Annotated in this window: 6 protein-coding genes and 1 tRNA gene; 5 read left to right on the top strand and 2 right to left on the bottom strand. The window is 50.0% G+C overall.

The annotated features are described in order from the left end of the window. Positions 1 to 141: 141 nt before the first annotated feature. Positions 142 to 2,451: a BamA/TamA family outer membrane protein gene (locus Q4A89_RS10855; protein ID WP_303185490.1), complete on the bottom strand. Its 2,310-nt coding sequence runs from the start codon at positions 2,449 to 2,451 to the stop codon at positions 142 to 144. Next, entirely contained in the window at positions 2,444 to 7,153 is a 4,710-nt protein-coding gene (locus tag Q4A89_RS10850) for a translocation/assembly module TamB domain-containing protein (protein WP_303185489.1), read from the bottom strand. The genes Q4A89_RS10855 and Q4A89_RS10850 overlap by 8 nt, the downstream gene beginning before the upstream one ends. Before the next feature lie 106 nt (positions 7,154 to 7,259). On the opposite strand from Q4A89_RS10850, the gene Q4A89_RS10845 reads away from it, so the two are divergent. The 5 genes from Q4A89_RS10845 to Q4A89_RS10825 all read left to right on the top strand — a co-directional run bounded on the left by Q4A89_RS10845 (position 7,260) and on the right by Q4A89_RS10825 (position 12,042). Next, positions 7,260 to 8,003: a glycosyltransferase family 2 protein gene (locus tag Q4A89_RS10845; protein ID WP_303185488.1), complete on the top strand. Its 744-nt coding sequence runs from the start codon at positions 7,260 to 7,262 to the stop codon at positions 8,001 to 8,003. Beyond that, positions 8,004 to 9,983, top strand: a complete 1,980-nt coding sequence (locus tag Q4A89_RS10840) for a glycosyltransferase family 39 protein (RefSeq protein WP_303185487.1) — start codon at positions 8,004 to 8,006, stop codon at positions 9,981 to 9,983. Between the two features lie 16 nt (positions 9,984 to 9,999). Beyond that, positions 10,000 to 10,833, top strand: a complete 834-nt coding sequence (locus Q4A89_RS10835; protein WP_303185486.1) for a deoxyribonuclease IV — start codon at positions 10,000 to 10,002, stop codon at positions 10,831 to 10,833. Positions 10,834 to 10,844: 11 nt separating this feature from the next. Beyond that, positions 10,845 to 11,789, top strand: coding sequence for an alpha/beta hydrolase (locus tag Q4A89_RS10830; RefSeq protein WP_303185485.1), 945 nt, complete (start codon positions 10,845 to 10,847; stop codon positions 11,787 to 11,789). 169 nt (positions 11,790 to 11,958) lie between these two features. Beyond that, positions 11,959 to 12,042 (top strand) — tRNA-Leu (locus tag Q4A89_RS10825). The last annotated feature ends 74 nt before the right edge of the window (positions 12,043 to 12,116 follow it).

The following is a 12,116-nucleotide window of genomic DNA, read 5'->3' as shown; positions in this document are numbered from 1 at the left end:
AAAAAATCCGATAGGCATAGAAAAAAATCCGATAAGCATCGGAACCGAAACTTATGCCTATCGGATTCTCTTCGGTCAGGCATACTATAAACTTGATGACCGTTTGGAGGGTTCTTATTTTCGGGTGAAAAGCGGAGACGATCAGAAAGGATAGCCGAGCGCCAGATGGAAACCGAGCGCATCTCTGAGGGAGGGAGCATTCAAATATCCGCGGCGGTTGGTCGAATAAGGGAAATGCAGTGCATAACCGATATCGAAGCGGAAAACGAGCACGCCCATGTTGTAACGGAAACCAACACCGGTACCGGTCGCGATATCGTTGAAGAAGTGCTTCCATTTGAGCTGACCGCCTGGACGTTCTTTATCGTTGCGCATCAGCCAAACATTACCCATGTCGAGGAAGAGCGCTCCGTCGAGGTCACCGACGAGTCGGAAGCGGTATTCGGCATTCGCCTCCAATTTGATATCACCGATTTGGTCGATATAAGCGTACGGATTGTCGCGGTCGGGGGCAAAACGTCCGGGACCTACGCTGCGAATCGTAAAGGCCCGGATGCTGTTTGCTCCGCCAACGTAAAACTGCTCGCTATACGGCGCCTGCATCGTGTTGCCGTAACTGTAAATCACGCCTCCGCCTGCACGGAAAGCAAGGCGGTGATTACGGTTGATATAATGATTGTAGCGAAGTTCGGTCGTTACCTTCAGAAATTGAGAGAACGGATTGCCCAGCAACCTTTTTTCGTCGTTGAACTTGCGTCCGAACAAGGCGTAGGCGCCGGAAAGCAAGTTGCCGGCCTCCGAGACGGAGAAACGCCACCACGTTTTACTTCGTTCTTCGCGCACGGAAGAGTTATCGAGCGTATACGAATATTCGATGGCAGGAATAAACTGATCCTGCAAACTCTGGCGCACCGAAGGGTTGAGAGAGACAATGCTGTCAAAACGCTGAGTCGTATTGAGCAAACGAGAGAATGTCAGCCGGACAGGAGTAAAGGTATGGCGACGTATCGGATTCGGCACAAACTCATAGGCAAGACTTCCTCCGAAAACGAGCTGCCGGAAGAAGTGCGCCCGGTTCAGTTGCGAAACCTGCATGTCAATACGTGTAGAAGCAGAGAAGTCGTACACTCCTACTCCGAAACGCGGCAGCACGAGGCGTGGAAACGTCAACGAGCCCTTTGCTCCCAATTCGTAGTTGTTGATAACCCCCGTATGGCCGGCTGCACGAGCGCCGGTCTGCCACTCGTACGACCCGAATACCGAAGCCGTCAGCGTCTCCCCGCCACCGAACATGTTGCGACGTGTGACGCCGAGCACAATGCCCGGGCCAGCGTAGTTGTTATCGTTCATTGTCGCCTTGATTTCAAAACGACTGTTGAACGGATAATCGTATGACGTATTGATACGCACATTCATCGTATCGGATGTATGAGACGAATCGGCCGGCACATATTGCATATCGGTATAACGGAAAATACCAAGCCTGTTCAGGGCAAGTTGTGTCTCGCTCTGTTTCTCGAGCGAGTAAAGATCACCCTGTACGACTTGCAGTTGTTTGTAAAGCACCGAAGGCTTCACGCGCAGCTTGTTCTCGTAATAAATCGTGAGTTCTTTATAAGACAGGCTATCGGTAGGCGGCTCGTTATCGTAGCCGCTCAAGTAAATGGAGATGTCTCCGATATACCATGGTCGCAGCAGTGTTTCCGGCAGCCCCTGTTTCAGCCCGACACGCAAATCGACCTTCTTCTCCCGCAACGACGAATCCGCCTGATAGATGATATACTCCGGACGGAAGAAATAATATCCGTTGTTGCGCATAATCGTAGCAATACGCTGACGCTCGGCTTCGAGCATCTCGACACTGAAACGGTCGCCCTTATGCAGGAGTCGCTCGGCGTCCTTCAGCTTCAGCAACGTATCTCCCCGGTTTTGCATGCGCCGGTAAACGATTGAATCGAGCGTATACGGTTCGTTGAGGGTAATTTCATAATGCACACCAGCCTTGAGAGAATCTTTTTTATTCGGTACGATCTCATACGATGCCGTTCCCGTAAAATATCCGTTTTCGCGCAACAGATTCTGCGCCACACGTGCTCGCGTAGCCGGCGCAACCGTCGAGATAAAGACCGGTTTTGCCGCCAGCCAGCGAAACATCCATTCGTGAAACGCTCCTTTCTTGTTCACATGCGCATTATACATCCAGAGCCCCAGCGGAAACGGGGTACGTGTCGACGAACTGCCCAGCAACGCATTGTTGGGCGGATATGCGAGCGCTTCCTCTACCTTACCCAATACCTCATCGGCTTCACGGGCATGTTCCCGGTCAGTTACCGTTATCCGTTCGATCCCCGTATATAACACTTCCCCCTTCGGCAAATTCTTCGTGGTTGAACACGCACATAATCCCCCCAGAAGAAGGCCTGCGATTCCTATCCTGATTCTACTATTCATTTTTTTCCTGTTCATCTTCCCATCGCTCTTCCGAATCGCTCTCCGGTTCGTTCCTGTCCGGATCATCTTCCCTGCGAATGGCCGGTTGTTTGCGGAAATCAAACAGATCCTTGAACCGTCTCGTCTTGCGACGGAAAATCATCTCTACCCCATTCTTCCGGATTTCTCCCTCAAACAAGTTCTCATAATCCTTCTGGCTAAACACGCGAATAAATCGGGAACCTTCAGTATCCAGCCGATATTCGACGGAAGCTTCATCGATATAAAATCGGTTTCCGGTCACCGGATCGTTCGTTGAGAACCGCATACCCAGCGTCGTGTACAGACGGTCGTTCATAAAACCTTTATAAAAACGTCCGAGATAATCAATTCTTCGGCCTTTTCCGTCGGTACCGTCATACGTATTTACGTCGAAAGAAAAAGGCACTTCTCCCAGCAGACTGCCCAACATATTGTTGATCTCGCGCTGCAACAAACTGCTCAAGGCAGCCCCAACATCCATTCGCTCTGTTCCTGTACCGTCACTGGCCAGATAAACACCCGTCACCAAAAGACTGATCGCCTGCTTGCTGCGTTCCTCCTCTCCCATCGCAGCCAGTTGGTTTTGTACCGTTCCGTTGTTCGGTGCCTCCAGAATAAATTTTAATGCCATCTTATCGAGCTCCTGCCGAACCTGAATGCCGGCATCGAAATCGACCATCTGCGACTGACCGTCCAGATTCACCGACGAACGCAATCGACTCGATGCCGTCAAGTTCAAGAACGGATTCATCGGATTGCCTCGCCATTCGACATAACTGCCGTCGCGAATCGTAAAATCGGTCAGCGGGATGACTGGAATACTGTATCGAACCAGCCCGTCCGATATATTATATCGTCCGTTCAACCTCATATCGCCCAGCGAAGTGTACTGGAACGACAAATCACCGCCTCCTTTAAGTTCGATGCGGTTCGATTGCTCGCCGCCCATATCGATCTTCAGACGAACAACCGGATCGATACGAATCGTCATGAGCATATCCATTCCCCCCACCGACGCGAGCGACTGAACCGTCTCGGTCGTGTGCAAGGTCTCGCCCCAACGACGACGCTTGGGTATCGTATCGGAGAAATACGTAAACGTAACCAGATCGGCAAAATTGTCGCGACTCTCCAGTTTCGACTCCGGAACTACATATGTCAGGTTCGTGCTGCCGAGCACATGCAGGTTTCCTCGCATGTACATAGTACGCAACGGTCCTTTCAAGGTGGCATTCAGATCGACAAGCATCTTACCGTAAATCATGCTTCCTGGCGCCTTGCGAGCGTCGAGCAACTGCATATTATTGGCAGTCATCCGCAGATCGACCGTTTCGTGCATCGGACGGCTGATATCAACGATTCCGTTCATGACAAACGGATTGTTTCCATTCGTATAAATCGCGTATTTACTAAAGCGCACTTTACTGTTTTTCACCTCTACCTTGCCCTCATCGAAACGCAATTCCGTTCCGGCTGCCGTCACATACGCAAACGCCGAATCCAATTGCAAATGACCGTTCCATAAAGGTCTTTTATTTGTTCCCGCCAAAGTCATTCGGCCGTTCAGCCATCCCCGCATACGCGCTGTTTCGCCCAGAAAAGGATTCAGCATTTTCAGCGGCATGCGGTCGAAGGTCATCGTTCCGTTGACCTGATGGTTTTTTACAGGGTGATAAAGAGCCGAGACTCTGGCAATCTCGGCCTGATTATGGAAGAAGTGCGCATCAAACTGGTGCTTGTCTTTGTCGAGCGGAAGATACACGCCGCTCAACAACAGCTCCCCCATGCTCCCTCCCTGATAAACGAAGTCGTCGACACTGGCATCGGCCGCAACCATAAACGATTTCTCCATCGGCACATAACGTAGTGCCACGTTAGCCAGTCCCCCCATAACTGGAATACCGGCAAAATGAGATACTTTTTCCAAATTGATCTGGCTGATTTCGACCGATAATTCGTCCATCTTTCCGCCGGTTTCCATGGAATGAATCCACAGGGACGCATTCTCCTCACCGGTTAGTTTCAGATTGGCCGATATATCTTTCAGATTGCGTATCTCCATGTAATTCTCCTTGTTGAGCGTAAACGGCATGAAAGCGAGTATAGGATTTTCGGGGAAGAATTCGAGACGGAAGCCTTCGGGTTGCTTGGTAGCACGGGCTCCTAATCGAAGCCCCGTCTCTCCGCGAACATTCCGGTAATACGCTTCAATATCAGCCGTTCCTGTTTGAAGTCCGCCTCGTACACCCGCCGTAAACGGTTCCTGCCGCCGAAATCTGTTTTTCGTCACATCGCAAGTGTAACGTAGACCGTCGATGGAGTCTTGCCAAATATTCAGACGTACCGTATCGACTTTGATCGTGTCTTTCATGAGCGAAAGCAACAATCCGTTTGCATTAAGCCCCTCCTGCGGGGATGTCGAAGCACGGAACAAAAAACGGTCGAAAGAAAGGTCATTCTCCTGCAGATAATTTTGCAACGGGTTATCATGTCCTGCCTCTACGTGTAAATCAAGTTCGGGCAACAAGGGCGTCAGATGCTGCAAATGCGCGACGGTATCTTTCTTTATTTGCTTCTGGAAATCATCCGCCACATCGGTCAGTTTGGCGATAAGGGTTTCCAAGTCGGTATTCCCCGTCAACACCACGCCAAGATCGCCCGCATGAAACGAGACGCGTGTCGTATCTTCGTTGCATGCCGCATGAAGCGTCATCGTTTTCGGCCTCACCTTCTGTTTCTCCATCGCCATTTCCCAGTTACCGAGGGTCAAGTCCAGCCGATGGCGTTTCTTTAAGTCTGTATCTATTTCCGAGAAAAGTTGAAACGAATTGGATAGCGGTTTTTCCGTTACGTTCAGTCCGTACAAATCCAATGTATCCATGTCGACAATCAACATCCCGGCGATTTTGTCTTTACGTACATTCCCGTCGAGTGTGACCGAGCCTTTTAGATACGGATATACACTTTTCAACTGAGCATTTGCCTGATGATTGCGGTAAGTACCTTCTACCGAAACACCTGAAATGTACCGATCTTTATATTGCAATTCCTTCAACTCTCCATCGAATGCAAGACGGGTCGCTTTCGAAAAAAAGTCCGTTCCTTTTCCCTCGGCGCGTAACGAAGCCGTCACCCGAAAGATCGAATCCTGAGGGAGAAAACGGATCAGATTCAGGCTGTCAATCATTAAATCGGCGGTATATTCTTTCCGAGAAGCATGATAGCTCCCCGAAAAACGAAGCTGCCCTTGCCTCTCGGAGAGCAACATGTCGGTCTGATAAACCCCACGAGCCAATGTCGCATCCATCTCCAGTCTCAAACTGTCGGGAATCCTGATGCGCCCGCCCGATAAAGCAGGCATCCATGGTTTCAGGAGTCGACTGTTTTGCAACTGCATCATCAGAGAAAGCTCTCCCGAACGATGCACCTCATCGTTCAGTCGTTCTGCCATACCGTGCGCGTCCAGCCGGAACGCTCCGGGCAAAGCGCCTTGGAACTGACGGATATGAAGCCTTTGCATATTTCCTTCGACAAGCCCTTGAAAAGTCAGAAGGGTGTCGGGATATTTCCCTTTGAGGAAAGCGGCCTCCTGGCCCATCACGGTGGACACGTCTCGCAGATCGACCGATGCCGTAAGTTCGGCCTGCAAACTTCCCCGTGGCTCTTTCGACAGGGAGTTCCACGGTACCATCGCCCGCAGTTCCACCAGCGAACGAGGCAGCCGTAATTCGCAATATGGGACGGACAATGCGTGGCTGTCGCTCCGTAGCTTGCCTGTAAACGAGGTGACCAGTAAGCCCGAACGCTCGTTCATCGAGCAAGCCCGGATATGTGCCCGAATATCCTGCTCGCGGTAAAAGACCGAATCCAGTTCCAGATTGATTTGAGAAAGAACCAAATGAGACGGATCTAACCCTTCGGCAGGCGGCTGGTCATTGGCATCGTAAGCGACGAATCCATCCGACAAATCCAGCTTCGCCAGCACATACTGTCCTTCTCCCAAATCGACGTTGCCCTCTGTGAGTATCGCTTCTCCGATGGTGGTCTCTAAACGGAGGGAATCTGCCGGCATCCGTAACCGAAACGCAATCTGTCGGAGACGAAGGCGGTTAGCCAGAATGGTCCAATTGATTTGCGTCTCGGTCGTATCCGGTGACGATAAAAGGGAGTCGATTTGCAACGTTATGTCGGCATCAGCAATTGAAAGCTGGCTTAACATAGCTTTTTCTTTCGACAGATATACCCGTCCCCCATAGGTCATAAGCTGGCCGATACGCCCTTCAAGGTGCATGCCTTCGAACCATTGTTTCGTACGGACGGATACATCCGTTATCAATACAGACGACACCCATACTTCCTTATCGAGCAATGGCAACGGACGAATTTTTACGGACACTTCACCGACAGACAACAACGTGTCTTGCGATGCATCTTGTACCGAAACCTTTTGTAGTGTCAGATTCAATGGATACGACAGCAAGATACGACCTACTCCGATCTTCATCCCCAGCGCATCGGAAGCGTACTGCGTTACATGCTTCAAGGCGAAGTTTTGAACAGCAGGAACATACAAGAGCAACGAGATAATCGACACCAGCAATACGGGGGTCAGCAACAGCCAGGCAATGCCTCTCAGCCATTTTTTCGCGCCTTTGTTCTTGTGCTCTGTTTTCGTCTCCATCCTTTAAAACTCTGCAAAAATACATGGAAAAAACAGATTTTCATAGGAAGCATCACTGTTTTTCCGTCGTAAAATCGTAATTTTGCATCCGCTATTAAAAAAACAAATGATACGAGGAAAAGTTATAACCGTAGTCATGCCGGCCTATAATGCCGAACAAACGTTACGACAAACCTATGCAGAAATCCCTTTCGATATTGTCGATCACGTGGTGTTGGTCGATGACGCCAGCTCGGATCGTACGTCCGAGGTGGCTCGCGAGTTAGGTATACGACACGTCATCAAACACGAAAAAAACAAAGGCTACGGAGGCAATCAGAAAACGTGTTACGATAAAGCGCTTGAGATCGGTTCCGATATCGTGGTGATGCTGCACCCTGATTACCAGTACACGCCGCTTCTGCTGACGTCCATCTGTTTCATGATTGCCAACGGACTGTATCCCGTCGTCATTGCTTCGCGTATCCTCGGAAAAGGCGCTCTTGCGGGCGGAATGCCGGTTTATAAATACGTGGCCAACCGCTTTCTGACCCTCACGCAAAACTTGCTGATGGGACAGAAACTGAGCGAATATCATACGGGTTACCGGGCTTTTACGAAAGAAGTACTGCAGGCTATTCCGTATAGGAACAATTCGGACGATTTTGTTTTCGACAACCAGATGCTGGCTCAGATTTTCTATCAGGGTTTCAGCATTGGCGAAGTCAGTTGTCCGACCAGATACTTTGAGGAGGCTTCGTCCATTAACCTGCGGCGAAGCATCACGTATGGCTGGGGCGTATTGGGCGTATCGCTCGCTTACCGCCTCCAAAAGATGCGACTTGCCAATTTTAAACTATTCAGACCTTGAATGATGAACAGAAAAAAAAGCCTCAAACAGACCAAGGCACACCAACACGAAAATAAGACGCACGAGCCTCGTCCGACTCAGGGAGCATACACCCGACTCAACCGTTTTTTTGAACGGCACGAACATACCTTTTTTATCGTTTCAATGATTTTGGGTGCGTTGCTGAGCATCCTGCTGTTCGATATCAAAGTCAGCCTCAGCGGCGACGACTGCGACTATATCGTAAACGCCCAAAATTTCTGGCGAGACTTCCGATTTCCGGGATTCCGCGGACCGCTGTATCCGATTGTTCTGTCTCCGTTCGTCGGGGTGTTCGGCATCAAGCTGATCCTGCTTAAATCGCTGTCTGCCGTTTTTATCCTGCTCTCACTCTGGCTCACGTATAAAAGTTTTCGGGGCATCGTTCCGGCGGTTGTCCTGATGCCCGCTCTGTTGCTTACGAGTCTTTGCTCGTTCGTCTTCTTCTATGCAAGCCATACGTACAGCGAACCGATGTTTATGCTGACTCAAGCACTTTTTCTCTACTTTTTTTCCAATTATTTTCTGCGTAACAGCGATGCGTCCTACACGCTGAAAACAGACTGGAAAAAATATCTTATCCTCGGTGTGCTGGCTTTGTGTATGGGGCTTACACGCAGCATCGGATATGCTGTTATTGGGGCTGTGGCTCTCTTTTTTATGGTAAAGCTACGGTGGAAAGACCTGCTGTATACGGTTGTTGCCGCTGTGCTTGTCTTCGCGGCGTTCCAACTCTTCAAGACCATCGTTTGGCCGGATGCCGGTAGCGCTTACGATATCCGGAACTATTTAGCGAAAGACTACTACGCTCCGAATCAAGGGATGGAAGATTTAGCCGGTTTCATGAGTCGTTTTCTGATCAATTCGCAAATCTACCTTTCCGCTTTCTTGTGTCAGATGATGGGACTCGTCCGCGAAACACCCAGCAACCTGCCCGAAGCAGATGTATGGCGCACGGTGATCATATACCTGCTCTATTTTGCGGGACTTGTCGTTGTGTTCAGACGGAACATGGCACTACTCTTCGTGGGAATCTACATCGGCGTGATGAACTTCGCGAGCTTCGTACTGCTCCAAATCATCTGGGGACAAGACCGACTAATCATGATTTATTATCCGTTGATCCTTCTGTTCCTGCTCGGAGGACTGTGCTACCTGTTTCAGTCTAAACCGCTGAGGAAATTTTTCTTTATCTACCCGGTGTTATTACTTGTCGTATGCGGAGGTACACTCATCATATCGAAGAATCGGGTGGCGCGTAACATCCCCGTCTTGCAACAGAATATGCTTGGCGAAACGCTTTACGGCCTCACGCCCGACTGGCAAAATTTTATCAAGGCAAGCCAGTGGGCAGCCCACAATCTGGAGAAAGATGCCGTTATCGTCAGCCGCAAAGCGTCGATCTCAAAAATTTATGCCGACCGTGATTTCACAGGATTACCGGCGACATTGACCGTTCCGCTCGACACGTTGGAGGATCTGAAAAATAATGGAAAAACACCGTTTGTCGTTGTCATCGATAAACGAGCGCTATATGGAGAACAGCTTCAATACGTCATAACGTCCATGGTTCCTGTAAATATCGGTGGAAGAGAAGTAAATCAGATGGGCCTTTATATGGTGACCGACAGCTTAGAAGATCATACTGCGGAAATGCTGAGCAATGCGGGGATGGCGTACACAAACGACCTGGAAGATTTTATACGGAAGTGCCGAAACACTGATCAGGCTACCCTGCGCATCTATGATCCGGATATGATGAATCGCTACCTTGTGGAAAGAGGTATAGACTATCTGCTATTGCCCCAACTCCGTTCCGACCCGACACAAAACAATGGACTTTACATCAACAATATACATCGATATGTATGGTTCATCTCCCATAAGTATGAAGGACGGTTTCAGACCGTCAAAACGTTTGGCACGTCAGAGCCATGCGAAATCGTAAAATTTATTCATTAAAAAGAACAAAAACAGCATGTTTAGAATCGGTTGTCATTTATCGGCCTCCAAAGGATTTCTGGCCATGGGCAAAGAAGCCGTAAGTATCGGAGCCAATACATTCCAGTTTTTCACCCGTAACCCGAGGGGAGGAACGGCCAAACCTATCGACGAGAAAGACGTGGAAGCCTTCCTAAAATTGGCGCAGGAGCACGATATTTCCTCCATCGTGGCACACGCGCCCTATACCCTGAATGCCTGCGCTGCCGACGCCGGCATTCGAAAATTTGCCACGGAAACCATGGCCGACGATCTGCGACGGATGGAATACGTACCCGGAAACTTCTACAACTTCCATCCCGGAAGCCATGTAAAACAGGGCGTAGAGACCGGCATCGACTACATTGTCGAGATGCTGAACCGGATCCTGAAGCCGGAACAACGTACAACCGTCCTGCTGGAGACGATGGCCGGCAAAGGAAGCGAAATAGGCCGGTCGTTCGAAGAGCTGCGCGCCATCATCGACCGGGTCGAACTGGAGCATCTTTTGGGGGTATGTCTCGACACATGCCACATTTTCGACGGCGGATACGACATCATCCATCAGCTTGATGAGGTGATAGACGAATTCGACCGAATCATCGGACTGGACAGACTGCGCGCCATTCACCTAAACGACAGCCTCAACCCGATGGGCAGCCACAAAGACCGCCATGCCAAAATCGGAGAAGGCAATATCGGCCTCGAAGCGATCACCCGTATCATCAATCATCCGGCCCTGCGAGATTTGCCATTCAACCTTGAAACGCCGAACGAATTAGAGGGCTATGCGGCGGAGATCAAGCTGCTGAAATCGCTGCGAAAAGACTGAAATCAAGAGTGATGAAACGTACGCTTTATCTCTTGTCCGGGATACTGATCCTGCTATCCGCTGCAATTACAGGAGGAAGTTTTTACATGCTCGGCTATTCGCTCCGTCCGTCCGATAACTCGGGAAAAGATACGGAGGGATCGTATGCGTACATGTTCACCGAATATCCGTTCATCAAACCTTGGGCTGACAGCCTGAAACAGACCGGCGCCTTGCGCGATACGTTTATCTTCCACAACGGGGTCCGCCTTCATGCGCTTTATGCGCAAGCGCCCGAACCGACCCGGCGCACTGCGTTGATCGTTCACGGATACACCGATAGTTCCGTGCGGATGTTGATGATCGGCTATCTTTATCATCACGACCTTGGCTTCAATATCCTGTTGCCCGATTTATACGGCGGAGGAGAAAGCGAAGGAGAGCATATCCGTATGGGATGGCTCGACAGGCACGACGTGATGCGTTGGGCGGAAGCAGCGCATTCCACGTTCGGAGACTCGGCACAGATCGTTGTGCACGGCATCTCAATGGGAGCTGCAACGGCGATGATGATGGCCGGTGATCCGCAACCCGACTACGTGCGCTGTTTTGTTGAAGATTGCGGATATACGAGCGTCTGGGACGAATTTTCGAAAGAATTGAAGGTCGGTTTCGGACTGCCCGAAATGCCTTTGTTATATGCGACGAGCCTGCTGTGTAAATGGCGTTACGGGTGGGACTTCCGCGAAGCCTCCGCACTGAAACAGATCGAAAAAAGCCGACACCCGATCTTCTTTATCCACGGCGACGCGGACGATTATGTGCCCACGTGGATGGTTTATACACTCTACGAAGCGAAAAAACAAGGCGATAAAGAGCTGTGGATCGTACCCGGCGCCGCCCATGCCGTCTCTTATCGAGACAACCGCGAGGAATATACCCAACGGGTTAGTGCATTTGTCGGGAAATATCTTTGACAGCAGCAGCGATTACAGCATTTAGAAAAGCTGCTGATCTTCTTATAAATATATGGATAAAATATCGGAGAATGTCGAGGCTGTCGGACCTATGCCCGGTTTTACGACCTTTTTTTCTTCATGAATTTCATTTTTTCAAAAAATATTTCCTACCTTTGCACCTGCAAATGCCCAGATGGCGGAATCGGTAGACGCGCTGGTCTCAAACACCAGTGGAGTAACATCCATCCCGGTTCGACCCCGGGTCTGGGTACAAAGAAGGCGGTGTGTCATAATGCACGATGCACTTTCTTTTTTATTCATTACTATACAACTCGGTTCATTATC

The sequence above is a fragment of the Tannerella sp. genome (genome assembly GCF_030528505.1).
Lineage (GTDB): Bacteria > Bacteroidota > Bacteroidia > Bacteroidales > Tannerellaceae > Tannerella.
The sequence above is the reverse complement of the archived record's forward strand: the minus strand, read 5'-3'. Positions and strand labels throughout refer to the sequence as shown.

Coding starts and splice junctions, on each gene's coding strand:
- Q4A89_RS10835 (WP_303185486.1), top strand. CDS start 10,000: ATGTTTAGAATCGGTTGTCATTTATCGGCCTCCAAAGGATTTCTGGCC.
- Q4A89_RS10845 (WP_303185488.1), top strand. CDS start 7,260: ATGATACGAGGAAAAGTTATAACCGTAGTCATGCCGGCCTATAATGCC.
- Q4A89_RS10850 (WP_303185489.1), bottom strand. CDS start 7,153: ATGGAGACGAAAACAGAGCACAAGAACAAAGGCGCGAAAAAATGGCTG.
- Q4A89_RS10855 (WP_303185490.1), bottom strand. CDS start 2,451: ATGAATAGTAGAATCAGGATAGGAATCGCAGGCCTTCTTCTGGGGGGA.
- Q4A89_RS10840 (WP_303185487.1), top strand. CDS start 8,004: ATGATGAACAGAAAAAAAAGCCTCAAACAGACCAAGGCACACCAACAC.
- Q4A89_RS10830 (WP_303185485.1), top strand. CDS start 10,845: ATGAAACGTACGCTTTATCTCTTGTCCGGGATACTGATCCTGCTATCC.